The 16,837-nt window shown below is 57.5% G+C and carries 12 protein-coding genes, 4 tRNA genes and 2 rRNA genes (1 of these 18 running past the window's edge); all 18 read right to left on the bottom strand.

The window, feature by feature from the left end:
* Positions 1–98 precede the first annotated feature (98 nt).
* On the bottom strand, positions 99–4,298 hold the full coding sequence (gene rpoC, locus FH041_RS19805; protein ID WP_023535526.1) for a DNA-directed RNA polymerase subunit beta': 4,200 nt from the start codon (positions 4,296–4,298) through the stop codon (positions 99–101).
* Positions 4,299–4,362: 64 nt separating this feature from the next.
* The gene (gene rpoB / locus FH041_RS19800; RefSeq protein WP_023535525.1) at positions 4,363–8,436 is read right to left on the bottom strand and encodes a DNA-directed RNA polymerase subunit beta; all 4,074 of its coding nucleotides are present in this window, start codon (positions 8,434–8,436) and stop codon (positions 4,363–4,365) included.
* A gap of 219 nt (positions 8,437–8,655) precedes the next feature.
* A complete protein-coding gene (rplL, locus tag FH041_RS19795) occupies positions 8,656–9,021 on the bottom strand; it encodes a 50S ribosomal protein L7/L12 (protein WP_003255496.1) in 366 nt (121 codons plus the stop codon).
* A 78-nt stretch (positions 9,022–9,099) separates the two neighbouring features.
* Entirely contained in the window at positions 9,100–9,600 is a 501-nt protein-coding gene (gene rplJ, locus FH041_RS19790; RefSeq protein WP_016715872.1) for a 50S ribosomal protein L10, read from the bottom strand.
* Positions 9,601–9,797: 197 nt separating this feature from the next.
* Positions 9,798–10,493, bottom strand: coding sequence for a 50S ribosomal protein L1 (gene rplA / locus FH041_RS19785; RefSeq protein WP_027915749.1), 696 nt, complete (start codon positions 10,491–10,493; stop codon positions 9,798–9,800).
* Entirely contained in the window at positions 10,493–10,924 is a 432-nt protein-coding gene (gene rplK, locus FH041_RS19780) for a 50S ribosomal protein L11 (RefSeq protein WP_027915748.1), read from the bottom strand. The genes rplA and rplK overlap by 1 nt, the downstream gene beginning before the upstream one ends.
* 119 nt (positions 10,925–11,043) lie before the next feature.
* On the bottom strand, positions 11,044–11,577 hold the full coding sequence (gene nusG, locus FH041_RS19775) for a transcription termination/antitermination protein NusG (RefSeq protein WP_003255501.1): 534 nt from the start codon (positions 11,575–11,577) through the stop codon (positions 11,044–11,046).
* A 9-nt stretch (positions 11,578–11,586) separates the two neighbouring features.
* On the bottom strand, positions 11,587–11,955 hold the full coding sequence (gene secE, locus FH041_RS19770; RefSeq protein ID WP_027915747.1) for a preprotein translocase subunit SecE: 369 nt from the start codon (positions 11,953–11,955) through the stop codon (positions 11,587–11,589).
* A 44-nt stretch (positions 11,956–11,999) separates the two neighbouring features.
* Positions 12,000–12,075, bottom strand: a tRNA-Trp gene (locus FH041_RS19765).
* A 54-nt stretch (positions 12,076–12,129) separates the two neighbouring features.
* Positions 12,130–13,323: an elongation factor Tu gene (tuf, locus tag FH041_RS19760; RefSeq protein ID WP_038411791.1), complete on the bottom strand. Its 1,194-nt coding sequence runs from the start codon at positions 13,321–13,323 to the stop codon at positions 12,130–12,132.
* A 78-nt stretch (positions 13,324–13,401) separates the two neighbouring features.
* Positions 13,402–13,477: transfer RNA gene (locus FH041_RS19755), tRNA-Thr, on the bottom strand.
* A 29-nt stretch (positions 13,478–13,506) separates the two neighbouring features.
* Positions 13,507–13,580 (bottom strand) — tRNA-Gly (locus tag FH041_RS19750).
* 24 nt (positions 13,581–13,604) lie between these two features.
* Positions 13,605–13,688, bottom strand: a tRNA-Tyr gene (locus FH041_RS19745).
* A 152-nt stretch (positions 13,689–13,840) separates the two neighbouring features.
* Entirely contained in the window at positions 13,841–14,266 is a 426-nt protein-coding gene (locus FH041_RS19740; RefSeq protein WP_140174979.1) for a hypothetical protein, read from the bottom strand.
* A gap of 7 nt (positions 14,267–14,273) precedes the next feature.
* The gene (locus FH041_RS19735; RefSeq protein WP_027915760.1) at positions 14,274–15,023 is read right to left on the bottom strand and encodes a pantothenate kinase; all 750 of its coding nucleotides are present in this window, start codon (positions 15,021–15,023) and stop codon (positions 14,274–14,276) included.
* Positions 15,013–15,972 carry a bifunctional biotin--[acetyl-CoA-carboxylase] ligase/biotin operon repressor BirA gene (gene birA / locus FH041_RS19730; RefSeq protein ID WP_027915761.1) on the bottom strand — a complete coding sequence of 320 codons (960 nt, stop codon included), beginning with the start codon at positions 15,970–15,972 and terminating at the stop codon, positions 15,013–15,015. The genes FH041_RS19735 and birA overlap by 11 nt, the downstream gene beginning before the upstream one ends.
* A 224-nt stretch (positions 15,973–16,196) precedes the next feature.
* A 5S ribosomal RNA gene (gene rrf / locus FH041_RS19725) occupies positions 16,197–16,312 on the bottom strand.
* A 134-nt stretch (positions 16,313–16,446) separates the two neighbouring features.
* Positions 16,447–16,837, bottom strand: a 23S ribosomal RNA gene (locus FH041_RS19720) (it continues 2,502 nt past the right edge of the window).

Below are 16,837 nucleotides of genomic sequence, written 5' to 3'. Positions count from 1 at the left end.
CCCAGTCAAGACAAGGCCCCGGCCCTCCCCGCCCGATCATCGGCAACATTTCATGTCGCCGACGACCGTCCGGGGTAAACCGGGGCCCTGCCCTGTACTCAGTTACCGCTGGAGTTCAGTGCTTCGGTCAGTGCGGCTTCCACCTCACTGGCGCTCACACGCAGCGGCTTGTCTGCATCACGGCGACGCTTGCGCTCGCTGTGGTAAGCCAGACCCGTACCAGCCGGGATCAGGCGACCCACGACCACGTTCTCTTTCAGACCACGCAGGTAGTCGCGCTTGCCAGTCACGGCCGCTTCGGTCAGTACGCGGGTGGTTTCCTGGAAGGAAGCCGCGGAAATGAACGACTCGGTCGACAGCGACGCCTTGGTGATACCCAGCAGCACACGGGTGAACTTGGAGATGAACTTGTCCTCGCCGGCGAGACGCTCGTTCTCTACCAGTACCTGAGTCAGTTCCATCTGGTCGCCCTTGATGAAGCTGGAATCGCCCGACTCGGAAATCTCGACCTTGCGCAGCATCTGGCGCAGGATGGTCTCGATGTGCTTGTCGTTGATCTTAACGCCTTGCAGACGATAAACGTCCTGAATCTCGTTGACGATGTACTTGGCGAGTGCGCTGACACCCAGCAGACGCAGGATGTCGTGCGGATCGCTTGGGCCGTCGGAGATAACTTCGCCGCGGTTTACCTGCTCACCTTCGAAGACGTTCAGGTGACGCCACTTCGGAATCAGCTCTTCGTACGGATCGCTACCGTCGGTCGGAGTGATCACCAGGCGACGCTTGCCCTTCGTTTCTTTACCGAAGGCGATGGTACCGCTGACTTCCGCCAGAATCGACGCTTCCTTCGGACGACGCGCTTCGAACAAGTCGGCAACACGTGGCAGACCACCGGTGATGTCACGGGTCTTGGACGTTTCTTGCGGAATACGCGCAATAACGTCACCGACACCGATCTGTGCACCGTCGGCCACGCCAACCAGGGCGTTAGCCGGCAGGAAGTACTGGGCAGGTACATCGGTACCCGGCAGGTACAGGTCCTTACCAGACGCATCCACCATCTTGATGGCCGGACGGATTTCCTTGCCTGCGGCAGGGCGATCCTTGACGTCCAACACTTCAATGTTGGTCAGGCCGGTGAGCTCATCGGTCTGACGCTTGATGGTGATGTTTTCTTCCATGCCCACGAAGGTCACGGTACCTTTGAGTTCGGTCACGATCGGGTGGGTGTGCGGGTCCCACTTGGCGACGATGGCGCCAGCTTCGACCTTGTCACCTTCCTTGACCGAAATCACAGCGCCGTACGGCAGCTTGTAACGCTCACGCTCACGACCGAATTCGTCGGCAATGGCCAACTCGCCCGAACGCGATACGGCAACCAGGTTACCGTCTGCGCGCTCAACCTGCTTCAGGTTGTGCAGACGTACCATACCGCCATTCTTCACCTGAACGCTGTCAGCAGCCGAGGTCCGGCTTGCAGCACCACCGATGTGGAACGTACGCATGGTCAGCTGGGTACCAGGCTCACCGATGGACTGGGCGGCGATGACGCCGACCGCTTCACCGATGTTCACCTGGTGACCGCGCGCCAGGTCACGACCGTAGCACTTGGCGCAAATACCGAAGCGGGTTTCGCAGCTGATCGGCGAGCGCACGACCACTTCGTCGATGCTGTTCAGCTCGATGAACTCGACCCATTTCTCGTCTACCAGCGTACCGGCAGGAACGATGACGTCCTCGGTGCCCGGCTTGAACACGTCACGGGCGATGACACGACCCAGAACACGCTCACCCAGCGGCTCGACAACGTCGCCGCCTTCGATGTGCGGGGTCATGACCAGGCCTTGGTCGGTGCCGCAATCGATCTCGGTCACCACCAGGTCCTGCGCCACGTCTACCAGACGACGGGTCAGGTAACCGGAGTTCGCGGTCTTCAGTGCGGTATCCGCCAGACCCTTACGAGCACCGTGAGTCGAGATGAAGTACTGGAGTACGCTCAGACCTTCACGGAAGTTCGCGGTGATCGGCGTCTCGATGATGGAGCCGTCCGGCTTGGCCATCAGACCACGCATACCCGCCAGCTGACGGATCTGGGCAGCAGAACCACGCGCACCCGAGTCAGCCATCATGTACATCGAGTTGAACGATTCCTGGTCGACTTCATTGCCCTCGCGGTCGATGACCTTCTCTTTCGAGAGGTTGGCCATCATCGCCTTGGACACTTCGTCGTTCGCCTTGGACCACAAGTCGATGACCTTGTTGTACTTCTCGCCCTGGGTGACCAGGCCGGAGGCGTACTGACTTTCGATTTCCTTCACTTCATCGGTAGCCGTACCGATGATGCGCGCCTTCTCATCCGGAATGACGAAGTCGTTCACACCGATGGAAACACCGGAGATGGTCGAGTAGGCGAAACCGGTGTACATCAGCTGGTCAGCGAAGATGACGGTCTCTTTCAGACCAACCACGCGGTAGCACTGGTTGATCAGCTTGGAGATCGCCTTTTTCTTCATTGGCTGGTTGACGACATCGTAAGGCAGGCCAGCAGGTACAACCTGGAACAGCAGCGCACGGCCAACGGTGGTGTCGACGATGCGGGTGTTCTTGGTGACGCTGCCATCACGGTCTTTCACGGTCTCGTTGATACGAACCTTGATTTTCGCGTGCAGGGCAGCTTCGCCAGCGCGGAATACGCGGTCGACTTCCTGCAGGTCGGCAAAGACACGACCCTCGCCCTTGGCGTTGATGGCCTCACGGGTCATGTAGTACAGACCCAGTACGACGTCCTGCGACGGAACGATGATTGGCTCACCGTTGGCTGGCGACAGGATGTTGTTGGTCGACATCATCAGCGCACGCGCTTCGAGCTGAGCTTCCAGCGTCAGCGGCACGTGAACGGCCATCTGGTCACCGTCGAAGTCGGCGTTGTACGCAGCGCAGACCAGCGGGTGGAGCTGGATGGCCTTGCCTTCGATCAGGACCGGCTCGAATGCCTGGATACCCAGACGGTGCAGGGTCGGTGCACGGTTCAGCAATACGGGGTGTTCGCGAATCACTTCGGCGAGAACGTCCCACACCTCTGGCAGCTCGCGCTCGACCATCTTCTTGGCAGCCTTGATGGTGGTCGCCAGACCACGCATTTCCAGCTTGCCGAAAATGAACGGCTTGAACAGCTCCAGGGCCATTTTCTTCGGCAGACCGCACTGGTGCAGACGCAGGGTCGGGCCTACGGTAATGACCGAACGACCGGAGTAGTCCACACGCTTACCGAGCAGGTTCTGACGGAAGCGACCTTGCTTACCTTTGATCATGTCGGCCAGGGACTTCAGCGGACGCTTGTTCGAGCCAGTGATGGCGCGACCGCGACGGCCGTTGTCCAGCAGGGCGTCGACCGCTTCCTGCAGCATGCGCTTTTCGTTGCGCACGATGATGTCCGGCGCCGATAGATCCAGCAGGCGCTTGAGACGGTTGTTACGGTTGATCACCCGCCGGTACAGGTCGTTCAGGTCGGAGGTCGCGAAGCGGCCGCCATCCAACGGTACCAGCGGACGCAGGTCCGGCGGCAGCACTGGCAGGACGGTCAGGACCATCCACTCAGGCAGGTTGCCGGAGCCCTGGAAGGCTTCCATGAGCTTCAGGCGCTTGGACAGCTTCTTGATCTTGGTTTCCGAGTTGGTCTGCGGAATCTCTTCACGCAGGCGACCGATCTCGTGCTCCAGGTCGATAGCGTGCAGCAGCTCGCGGACAGCCTCGGCACCCATGCGGGCGTCGAAGTCGTCACCGAACTCTTCCAGCGCTTCGAAGTACTGCTCGTCGTTGAGCAGCTGGCCTTTTTCAAGCGTAGTCATGCCTGGATCGATAACGACGTAGCTCTCGAAGTAGAGCACGCGCTCGATATCACGCAGGGTCATGTCCATCAGCAAGCCGATACGGGACGGCAGCGACTTCAGGAACCAGATGTGTGCGACAGGCGAAGCCAGCTCGATGTGAGCCATGCGCTCACGACGGACCTTGGCGAGGGCAACTTCAACGCCGCACTTCTCGCAGATAACGCCACGATGCTTCAGGCGCTTGTACTTACCGCACAGGCACTCGTAGTCCTTGACTGGGCCAAAGATCTTGGCGCAGAACAGGCCGTCACGTTCTGGTTTGAACGTACGGTAGTTGATGGTTTCCGGCTTCTTAACTTCACCGAACGACCACGAACGGATCATCTCTGGTGACGCCAGACCGATGCGGATGGCGTCGAACTCTTCGACTTGACCCTGGTTTTTCAGCAAATTCAGTAGGTCTTTCAAGGCCTTTCCTCCTGGCGGAGCAGGGAGCGGGCACTGCCTGCCCCACTCCCCTTCACGTCACGTGTTATTCGGTTTCCAGATCGATATCGATACCGAGCGAACGGATCTCTTTGATCAACACGTTGAAGGACTCGGGCATGCCCGGCTCCATACGGTGATCGCCATCCACGATGTTCTTGTACATCTTGGTACGGCCGTTCACGTCGTCCGACTTCACTGTGAGCATTTCTTGCAGGGTGTATGCCGCGCCGTATGCTTCCAGCGCCCACACTTCCATCTCCCCGAAACGCTGACCACCGAACTGCGCCTTACCACCCAGCGGCTGCTGGGTAACCAGGCTGTAAGAACCAGTGGAACGCGCGTGCATCTTGTCGTCCACCAAGTGGTTCAGCTTCAGCATGTACATGTAACCAACGGTCACAGGACGCTCGAACTTGTTGCCGGTACGGCCATCGAACAGCACCATCTGGCCGCTCTCAGGCAGATCGGCCAGCTTCAGCATGGCCTTGATCTCGCTCTCTTTCGCACCGTCGAATACTGGCGTTGCCATTGGCACGCCTTTCTTCAGGTTGTGAGCCAGGGCGAGAATTTCTTCATCGCTGAACTCGTCGAGGCTTTCCTGACGACCACCGATCTCGTTGTAGACCTCGGTCAGGAACACGCGCAGCTCTGCGGCCTTGCGCTGTTCTTCGATCATGCGATCGATCTTTTCACCCAGACCCTTGGCCGCGAGGCCCAGGTGGGTTTCCAGAATCTGACCCACGTTCATACGCGAAGGTACACCCAGCGGGTTCAGTACGACATCGACCGGTGTGCCATTGGCGTCATGCGGCATGTCTTCGACCGGCATGATCACCGAGACGACACCTTTGTTACCGTGACGACCGGCCATCTTGTCACCCGGCTGGATGCGACGGCGGATTGCCAGGTAAACCTTGACGATTTTCAGAACGCCTGGTGCCAGGTCATCGCCCTGTTGCAGCTTGCGCTTCTTGTCTTCGAACTTGTCGTCCAGCAGTCGGCGACGGTCGACGATGTACTGCTGAGCTTTTTCCAGCTGCTCGTTCAGTGCATCCTCGGCCATGCGCAGTTTGAACCACTGACCGTGCTCCAGACCGGCGAGGACTTCATCAGTGATGACAGTGCCTTTTTTGAGGCCTGCACCACCGTCGACCACCTGACCATCCAGCGCAGAGCGCAGACGCTCGAAGGTCGCGCCTTCGACGATGCGGAATTCCTCGTTGAGGTCCTTGCGGATCTCGTCGAGCTGCATCTTCTCGATGGCCAGCGCACGGCTGTCACGCTCGACGCCATCACGGGTGAAGACCTGAACGTCGATGACAGTACCCTTGGTGCCGGTAGGCACGCGCAGGGAAGTGTCTTTAACGTCGCTGGCTTTTTCGCCGAAGATCGCGCGCAGCAGTTTTTCTTCAGGGGTGAGCTGGGTTTCGCCTTTTGGCGTTACCTTGCCGACCAGGATGTCACCAGCGCCAACTTCGGCACCTACATAAACGATACCGGCTTCGTCCAGCTTGTTCAGTGCAGCCTCACCCACGTTCGGGATGTCTGCAGTGATCTCTTCTGGGCCAAGCTTGGTGTCACGGGCCACACAGGTCAGTTCCTGGATGTGGATCGTGGTGAAGCGATCTTCCTGAACCACACGCTCGGAAAGGCAGATGGAGTCTTCGAAGTTGAAGCCGTTCCACGCCATGAACGCGATGCGCATGTTCTGACCCAGCGCCAGCTCACCCATGTCGGTGGACGGGCCATCGGCCATGATATCGCCGCGCTGCACCTTGTCACCTTTGCTCACCAGCGGACGCTGGTTGATGCAGGTGTTCTGGTTCGAACGGGTGTACTTGGTCAGGTTGTAGATATCTACACCTGCCTCGCCGGTTTCCACTTCGTCATCCGCTACACGGACCACGATACGGCTGGCGTCGACCGAGTCGATCACGCCACCGCGGCGGGCAACTACGCAGACACCGGAGTCACGGGCAACGTTGCGCTCCATGCCGGTACCTACCAGCGGCTTGTCGGCACGCAGGGTCGGTACAGCCTGACGCTGCATGTTCGAGCCCATCAATGCACGGTTGGCGTCGTCGTGCTCGAGGAATGGAATCAGCGACGCGGCGACCGAGACTACCTGCTTGGGCGAAACGTCCATCAGGGTGACGTCTTCCGGCGCCTTGACGGTGAATTCGTTCAGGTGACGCACAGCGACCAGCTCATCGATCAGCTGCTTCTTGTCGTTCATCGCGGCCGAAGCCTGGGCGATCACGTGATCGGCCTCTTCGATGGCGGACAGGAATACGATGTCGTCGCTGACAACGCCTTCCTTCACCACACGGTACGGGCTTTCCAGGAAGCCGTACTGGTTGGTGCGAGCATACGCAGCCAGGGAGTTGATCAGACCGATGTTCGGACCTTCAGGGGTTTCGATCGGGCACACGCGGCCGTAGTGGGTCGGGTGTACGTCACGAACTTCGAAGCCAGCACGCTCACGGGTCAGACCGCCAGGGCCGAGTGCGGAAACACGGCGCTTGTGGGTGATCTCGGAGAGCGGGTTGTTCTGGTCCATGAACTGCGAAAGCTGGCTGGAACCGAAGAACTCTTTCACCGCCGCCGCAACCGGCTTGGCGTTGATCAGGTCCTGAGGCATCAGGCCTTCGCTTTCAGCCATCGACAGACGTTCCTTGACCGCACGCTCTACACGCACCAGGCCTACACGGAACTGGTTCTCGGCCATTTCGCCGACGCAACGTACGCGACGGTTACCCAGGTGGTCGATGTCGTCGACGATGCCTTTGCCGTTACGGATATCGACCAGGGTCTTCAGAACCTCGACGATATCTTCCTTGCTCAGCACGCCCGAACCTTCGATTTCGGTGCGACCGATACGACGGTTGAACTTCATACGGCCGACGGCGGACAGGTCGTAACGCTCGGCACTGAAGAACAGGTTGTTGAACAGGGTCTCGGCAGCATCCTTGGTCGGCGGCTCACCTGGACGCATCATGCGGTAGATTTCGACCAGAGCTTCCAGTTGGTTGCTGGTGGTGTCGATCTTCAAGGTATCGGAGATGAACGGACCGCAATCGATGTCGTTGGTGTACAGGGTCTCGATACGGACTACCTGTGCCTTGGCGACTTTGACCAGCAGTTCGGTCGTCAGCTCGGTGTTGCACTCGGCAATGATCTCGCCGGTTGCAGGGTGCACGATGGCCTTGGCAGTCGTACGGCCCAGGACGTATTCCATCGGCACGTCGAGCTGTTTGACACCGGCTTTTTCGAGCTGATTGATATGGCGCGCGGTGATGCGGCGGCCTTGCTCGACGATGACCTTGCCGTTTTCGTCATGGATGTCCATGACCGCGACTTCACCACGCAGACGCTGTGGCACCAGTTCCAGGCTGAGGTTCTCGCCGGAAACATGGAACACGTTGGTGGTGTAGAAGGTGTTCAGCACTTCTTCAGTGCTGTAGCCCAGCGCGCGCAGCAGGACGGAAGCCGGCAGTTTGCGGCGACGGTCGATACGCACGAATACGCAGTCCTTCGGGTCGAACTCGAAGTCCAACCAGGAACCGCGGTAAGGAATGATGCGAGCGGAGTACAGCAGCTTGCCCGAGCTGTGAGTCTTGCCACGGTCGTGGTCGAAGAACACACCCGGCGAGCGGTGCAGCTGGGAAACGATCACACGCTCGGTACCGTTGATTACGAAGGTACCGTTCTCAGTCATCAGGGGAATTTCACCCATGTAGACTTCTTGCTCTTTGATGTCCTTGATCGCTTTGTTCGACGATTCCTTGTCGAAGATGATCAGGCGCACCTTGACCCGCAGTGGGACCGCGAAGGTCACGCCACGCAGGACACATTCCTTCACATCGAAGGCGGGTTCGCCCAGGCGATAGCCTACGTACTCCAAGGCAGCATTGCCGGAGTAGCTGATGATCGGGAATACCGATTTGAAGGCCGCATGCAGACCGACGTCGCGGAACTGATCCTTGGATGCTCCCGCTTGCAGGAATTCGCGATACGAATCCAGCTGGATGGCCAGGAGGTAAGGCACATCCATCACGTCCGGCAACTTGCTAAAGTCCTTGCGGATACGTTTTTTCTCAGTGTATGAGTAAGCCATCAGCGTTCCCCAGCTTGGTCACCTGCTTGTTTGGCTTCTCCCGGCGGGAGCAGCCAGAAAATCGTGCAAACCCTTGGTTTGCGCCACCCACATGGGTGTCTTGCAGCTTGTTATCGGGGCCGGCCTGACCGACCGCCAATAACGGAAAAAGGCCGGTGGCATAAGCCACCAGCCATCAGCCCTTTGCTCAACGCTCGGACTGGCGTCGCAAGGTCGAGATTACTTCAGCTCGACTTTAGCGCCTGCTTCTTCCAGCTTCTTCTTAGCGTCTTCAGCGGCTTCTTTCGAAACGCCTTCAGCTACAACCTGAGGAGCGCCATCGACTTTCTCTTTGGCTTCTTTCAGGCCCAGACCGGTCAGTTCGCGAACGGCCTTGATCACGTTCACTTTCTTGTCGCCAGCTTCAACCAGAACAACGTTGAACTCGGTCTGCTCTTCAACAACGGCAGCAGCAGCAGCTGGGCCAGCAGCGGCAACAGCAGCGGTAACGCCGAAGGTTTCTTCCATAGCTTTGATCAGCTCAACAACTTCCAGAACGGTTTTCTGGCCGATTGCTTCGATGATTTGCTCGTTAGTCAGGGACATGACTTAAATCCTGTATTGGGGTGACAGCCTACGCAGCCATCAAATTAAACGAATGATTTTGAAAGAGTTTCGCTTGCCTTAGGCAGCGGTAGCTTCTTTCTGGTCGCGAATGGCTGCCAGAGTACGAGCCAGCTTGCTGGTAGCGCCTTGGATCACGCTCATCAGTTTTGCAATAGCTTCGTCGCGGGTCGGCAGGGTAGCCAACACGTCGATCTGGTTCGCTGCAATGAAATTGCCGTCAAACGCAGCTGCCTTGATCTCGAACTTGTCCTGACCCTTGGCGAACTCTTTGAACAGACGAGCAGCAGCGCCCGGGTGTTCGTTGGAGAAAGCAATCAGGGTCGGGCCTTTGAACGCATCGTTGAGGATCGAAAATTCGGTGCCTTCAACAGCGCGCTTGAGCAGGGTGTTACGTACGACACGCACGTATACGCCAGCTTCGCGGGCCTCTTTACGGAGTCCGGTCATTGCGCTTACAGTCACACCACGGGCATCGGCCACGACAGCGGACAGAGCGACTTTGGCAGCCTCGTTGACTTCAGCGACGATGGCCTTCTTGTCTTCGAGTTTAATTGCCACGGGTTTACTCCTGGTTTTTACCGTTTCATCTGGCCGAAGCCGGATGTCGTTTTGGTGTCTGATTCGGTAACGAATCGGGAGCACCATCTGCGTGGGCTGGTGTTTTAAGGCTTGCGCCGCCTACGGTCTTGGATAGCCCCCGCCAGGCAGGGACCCCAATTTTTGCTGGTGGCGTGACAGGTCACACCACCATGTTCTTACACGTCCAGCGAGCTCTGATCGATGACCAGACCTGGGCCCATAGTGGTGCTCAGGGTAACGCGCTTGACGTAGATACCTTTCGAAGAAGCTGGCTTGATACGCTTGAGGTCAGCGATCAGTGCTTCAACGTTTTCCTTCAGCTTGCCGGCTTCGAAGCCGATTTTGCCAACGGAAGTGTGAATGATACCGTTTTTGTCGGTACGGTAGCGAACCTGACCAGCCTTGGCGTTTTTCACGGCAGTGGCTACGTCTGGAGTTACGGTACCAACCTTCGGGTTAGGCATCAGGCCACGTGGGCCCAGAACCTGACCCAGCTGACCTACGACACGCATGGCATCAGGCGATGCGATGACGACGTCATAGTTCAGGTCGCCGCCTTTCATTTCAGCAGCCAGATCGTCCATACCTACGCGGTCAGCGCCGGCAGCCAGAGCGGCTTCAGCAGCTGGACCCTGGGTGAAGACAGCAACACGTACAGTCTTGCCAGTGCCGTGTGGCAGCACGGTAGCGCTACGAACGACCTGGTCGGATTTACGTGGGTCTACACCGAGGTTTACCGCGATGTCGTAAGACTCGACGAACTTGGCGGCTGGCAGGGAAGCCAGCAGAGTTGCCGCTTCTTCGAAGTTGTAGGCCTTGCCTGCTTCGATTTTTTCGGCGATTGCCTTTTGGCGCTTGGTCAGCTTAGCCATTACACACCCTCCACGTTCAAGCCCATGCTGCGGGCAGAGCCAGCGATGGTGCGTACAGCTGCGTCCAGGTCAGCGGAAGTCAGGTCGGCTTGTTTAGCCTTGGCGATTTCTTCCAGCTGAGCGCGGGTAACGGTACCGACTTTAACGGTGTTCGGGCGAGCCGAACCACTGGTCAGGCCAGCAGCTTTCTTCAGCAGAACCGAGGCAGGGGTGCTCTTGGTCTCGAAGGTGAAGCTACGGTCGCTGTATACAGTGATGATCACTGGAGTCGGCAGGCCGGCTTCTTGACCCTGGGTACGGGCGTTGAAGGCCTTGCAGAATTCCATGATGTTCACACCATGTTGGCCCAGTGCTGGACCAACGGGTGGGCTTGGGTTGGCCTGGCCGGCCTTAACTTGCAGCTTGATGTAAGCCTGAATCTTCTTAGCCATGAGCTACTCCAATATCGGGTACGAACGCCTATTGGCTCCCCGGATGACTTGCGTTTTATCCCAGTGACGACAAAACCCCGCAGCACACAGGGCTGCGGGGTATGGGATGCTTCGTCCGCCTAGACCTTTTCGACCTGGCTGAACTCGAGCTCCACAGGCGTAGAGCGACCGAAAATAAGCACTGCAACCTGCAGGCGGCTCTTTTCGTAGTTAACCTCTTCGACACTACCATTGAAGTCTGCGAACGGACCGTCAATGACTCGAACCACTTCACCTGGCTCGAACAGCGTCTTAGGCTTCGGCTTGTCACTGCCGTCGGCAACGCGACGCAGGATTGCCTCAGCTTCTTTATCAGTGATGGGTGCGGGCTTGTCTGCCGTACCACCGATAAAGCCCATCACGCGCGGGGTATCCTTGACCAAGTGCCAAGTCCCTTCGTTCATTTCCATCTGGACCAACACGTAGCCCGGGAAGAACTTGCGTTCACTCTTGCGCTTCTGGCCGTTACGCATTTCAACGACTTCTTCGGTCGGAACCAGGATCTCGCCGAAACCGTCTTCCATGCCAGCCAGCTTGACGCGCTCGATCAGGGAGCGCATCACATGCTTCTCGTAACCCGAGTAAGCATGCACAACATACCAACGCTTAGCCACGGGGCACCTTTAGCCTACGATCAAGGAGACCGCCCAGCCGAGCAGGGAATCGAGCCCCCACAACAGCAGAGCCATAACCAGCACGACAGCCACAACAATCAGCGTGGTCTGGGTGGTTTCTTGGCGGGTCGGCCATACGACTTTACGAATCTCGGTACGCGCTTCCTTGGCCAGCGTAAAGAACGACTTACCCTTCGCGGTCTGCAAGGCAACGAAGCCTGCAACAGCAGCCAGAGCAAGAAGTGCGAGTACGCGGTACAGAATTGGAGCAGCGGAGTAATACTGATTACCCACTACACCAACAACCACCAAAGCCACTACAGCCAGCCACTTGAACAGATCAAAACGCGATTCTTGGGCTTCAGTTTTGGGGGTCATCGAGGAGGATCCTGTAATAAGAAAGCCATCACACCGAGGTGAAATGGCAGGTCAGGAGGGAATCGAACCCCCAACCTACGGTTTTGGAGACCGTCGCTCTGCCAATTGAGCTACTGACCTGTAACGCTGTATCAGGCCGGCTATTATACCGGCCCAATCAAGTAAATCAACTACTTATTCAATAATTTTGGCTACGACGCCGGCGCCGACGGTACGACCGCCTTCACGGATAGCGAAGCGCAGACCGTCTTCCATTGCGATGGTCTTGATCAGGGTAACAGTCATCTGAATGTTGTCACCTGGCATTACCATTTCAACGCCTTCCGGCAGTTCGCAGTTACCGGTCACGTCAGTGGTACGGAAGTAGAACTGAGGACGGTAGCCTTTGAAGAACGGAGTGTGACGACCGCCTTCTTCTTTCGACAGAACGTAGACTTCTGCGGTGAACTTGGTGTGCGGCTTGACCGAACCTGGCTTGACCAGAACCTGGCCACGCTCAACGTCGTCACGCTTGGTACCACGCAGCAGAACGCCGCAGTTCTCGCCAGCACGGCCTTCGTCCAGCAGCTTGCGGAACATCTCAACACCGGTGCAGGTGGTGGTGGTGGTGTCACGCAGACCAACGATTTCCAGCGGATCCTGAACGCGGACGATACCACGCTCGATACGACCGGTTACAACGGTACCACGACCCGAGATCGAGAATACGTCTTCGATCGGCATCAGGAAAGGCTGGTCGATGGCACGAACTGGCTCAGGGATGTAGGAATCCAGAGTTTCTACCAGCTTCTTAACAGCGGTAGTGCCCATTTCGTTGTCGTCTTTGCCTTCCAGCGCCATACGAGCCGAACCGATGATGATCGGGGTGTCGTCGCCTGGGAAGTCGTAGGTGGACAGCAGGTCGCGAACTTCCATCTCGACCAGTTCCAGCAGCTCAGCGTCGTCTACCAGGTCAGCCTTGTTCAGGAAGACCACGATGTACGGAACGCCAACCTGACGGGACAGCAGGATGTGCTCACGGGTTTGTGGCATCGGACCATCGGCGGCCGAGCAAACCAGGATCGCGCCGTCCATCTGGGCAGCACCGGTGATCATGTTCTTCACGTAGTCAGCGTGACCTGGGCAGTCAACGTGAGCGTAGTGACGAATGGTCGAGTTGTACTCAACGTGAGCGGTGTTGATGGTGATACCGCGCGCTTTTTCTTCCGGAGCCGAGTCGATCTTGTCGAACTCAACGACTGCCGAACCGAATACTTCGGAGCAGACGCGAGTCAGAGCTGCGGTCAGAGTGGTCTTACCGTGGTCAACGTGGCCGATAGTGCCGACGTTAACGTGGGGAAGGGAACGATCAAACTTTTCCTTAGCCATCGATACAATCCTCCGCAGAAGAAATAGTCTTGCGCTGATAAAACAAAGGCAGATATTTTCATATCTGCCTTGTTTATATGGAGCTCTTGAGCGGACTTGAACCGCTGACCTCACCCTTACCAAGGGTGTGCTCTACCAACTGAGCTACAAGAGCGAAACACATTGTGCAATAACCAGCAAACTTGGAGCGGGTAGCGGGAATCGAACCCGCATCATCAGCTTGGAAGGCTGAGGTTCTACCACTAAACTATACCCGCGAGGCTTGCGGCTCTCGCTAAAACTGGTGGAGGGAGAAGGATTCGAACCTTCGAAGCTCTCGCAACGGATTTACAGTCCGTCCCCTTTGGCCGCTCGGGAATCCCTCCAGATGTGGCCGGCATTTTATTCATCTGCCGTCCTAGTGTCAAGCGCTTTTTCAAATTTTTTCAATCAAATCTGAAACTTAGCTACTGTGGCACTGCTTGCAACTCAACCACCTGAGTGGTGTTCCCTGCGAAGCGGGCGCCATTCTATCAAGCTATTCACCAGTTGCAATACCCTGGCAGAAAATAATTTGATGTTTTAAGTCTTTGAAATCATTGGAAAGCGCGTCGAGGGTCGCTGGGTCCAACAAACGCTCACTTGCAGGCTCTACTTTCAGCCAACGCCCTTGGGCACCTGCGACCTGCCCTCGGACCTGGGCCGTGGCGATGTCCAGGCTGGTCAGCCGCTGACGAAGCGACTCAAGCGTATCGGGCGTCATTGCGCCTCCGACTATGAGGCACTCCTCGCGACGTCGCTCAGGTGCCGCCACGCCTGCTTCCCGCAATAGGCGAATGTCCTGCTGACTGCCTTTATAAAGCGAAAGCGGCGTTACATCCTTGACCTTGAGCGGCGCCTCCTGTTGATTCCAGACGTAGTACACACCGTTGAGGATCAGCAGCGACAAGAACAACCAGCGCATAGGCACCTCAATTCAGTGGGCAGGCCATGGCCAAGCCTACAAAGACCAAGTCAGGCACCACGCGCGCGTCAGGCAACGAGTCCTTGACTAGCGGGGCGTCCCCTCCCGTCAGGAAAACAGTAAAATCCTCACCCCATATTTCACGCGCCTGCTCAAGTTGTGTGCGTACGAAGCCTTGCAGCATCAGCACGCAGCCTCGCTCGACCGCCTCCACCGTCGAGCGACCCGGGGTCAAGCTGACCAATGCACGCTCGGCGGATGCATCGTCATAGCGAATACGGCGCGTGTGCGTGCGCAGTTGGCTACGCATCAGCGGCATGCCTGGACAGATATAGCCGCCTAGATGCTCGCCGTTTGCGGCGACGAAGTCTGCTTTGGCCGCAGTGCCCAGGTCAATGACGAGGCAAGCGCCCTTGGCCAGGTGAAATGCGCCCAGTGTTGCCAGCCAACGATCCATCCCGAGGCGCTGATAATCCGCATAGCCGTTGCGCACGCCCGCCATCTCCGGCGCTGACTGTGCGACTTGAGCCTGGACGGCAAATACCTGGGCAATCAGGGTCGTCAAGGCGTCGGTTTCTTCCTCACTGCGCACGCTGACGATACGACAAGCCGTAATCTGAACGCCTGCCAGCACTCTGATCTGGTCCATGAGTGTCTGGTCGGAATCCACGATCCCGCCACCCACAATCATTGCATCGTGAAGATGAATTACCCGCCATTTGATGAAGCTGTTACCGCAATCGAGCTCAAGAATCATCACTCAACCTCAAACTAAGCTCGCCGCCGCTGAAGACTTTCTCCACGCCATCCACGCGCATGCGCAAACCGCCCTGCCCGTCCACGCCCGCGACCACTCCTTGTACCTGGGTGGCTCCGGCAATGAGCGTTACATTGCGCCCCTGCCAGAGGTGCGCTTGCTCCCACTCTTCCTGAAAAGCCGCAAACCCATAACGGCGGTGACGCCCCAGCTCATGCTCCAAGTGGTGGCTCAGCACCGCCACTAAATGATTGCGGTCTACAGACGCTCCTAATTCTCGACGCATGGAGGTCCATCGTTGATCCACCTGCGTATTGGCCTGCATATTCACGTTTATGCCAATTCCCAGAACCACATGGCATACGTCTGCCGGATCACCGATCAGCTCAAGCAAAATGCCCGTTATCTTCTGACCATCGACCAGCACGTCGTTAGGCCACTTCACGCCTACATTCTTTACCCCGAATGTCTGCAATGTGCGCATGACCGCCAATCCCACGACAAGGCTCAGCCCCTCAAGCTGACGCATGCCACCGTCAATGCGCAGCACCAGACTGAAGTATAGGTTTTGCGCGAAAGGGCTGATCCATTGCCGACCGCGTCGCCCGCGACCGGCACTCTGCTGCTCCGCCAATACCACGAAGGGCGCCAGTTGCCCGTTAGCCGCCAGGCGCATACCTTCGGCATTGGTCGAATCGATGGACTCATGGATGAATGTGGGCCAGGGCGCCGCCTCTGCATGGCCCGCGATCGCCGCACCGTCCAGCAGCACCAACGGTGAAGCTAGCTGATAGCCACGGCCACGTACCTTGTGGATACTGAGGTTCAGCTCGCTTTCCAAGTGCTGCAGCTGCTTCCACACCGCACTGCGACTGACGCCCAGAGCCGCCCCCAGAGCTTCTCCGGAATGGAATCGGCCATCCTTGAGGAGATTCAACAACTTCAGCATGCGCGTCTCGACTTCGAATGAGGCTGGCATGATAGCCATGGGGGATTGCCTTGCATAGGACAAGGGCTTGCGATTGGGGGCAGCCGGGTGCGCTGCACAGCTCCCGCTCAGATACCAGACCGCCGGCCCTCGCGCCCTTCACAGGAGCAATGCCGGCGGGTTTGTCTGAGACGCAAAGACAAAACCCCTACCTGCATACGCAGATAGGGGTTTTGCGAAATGAATCTTGACGATGACCTACTCTCACATGGGGAAACCCCACACTACCATCGGCGATGCATCGTTTCACTACTGAGTTCGGGATGGGATCAGGTGGTTCCAATGCTCTATGGTCGTCAAGAAATTCTGTAGCCAGAACGTCCTGTTGGACAGCCCAGCGAATTCGGATATGTGATGTTTGTGATGCGTTGCGAACTTTCGGTTCATGTCATCTTCACCACCGCAATCTGCAAGAGCAAATTGCTTGGGTGTTATATGGTCAAGCCTCACGGGCAATTAGTATTGGTTAGCTCAACGCCTCACAGCGCTTACACACCCAACCTATCAACGTCGTAGTCTTCGACGGCCCTTTAGGGGATTCAAGATCCCAGTGAGATCTCATCTTGAGGCAAGTTTCCCGCTTAGATGCTTTCAGCGGTTATCTCTTCCGAACATAGCTACCCGGCAATGCCACTGGCGTGACAACCGGAACACCAGAGGTTCGTCCACTCCGGTCCTCTCGTACTAGGAGCAGCCCCTCTCAAATCTCAAACGTCCACGGCAGATAGGGACCGAACTGTCTCACGACGTTCTAAACCCAGCTCGCGTACCACTTTAAATGGCGAACAGCCATACCCTTGGGACCGGCTTCAGCCCCAGGATGTGA

This window comes from Pseudomonas sp. SWI7, assembly GCF_006351945.1.
Lineage (GTDB): Bacteria > Pseudomonadota > Gammaproteobacteria > Pseudomonadales > Pseudomonadaceae > Aquipseudomonas > Aquipseudomonas fulva.
The sequence above is the reverse complement of the archived record's forward strand: the minus strand, read 5'-3'. Positions and strand labels throughout refer to the sequence as shown.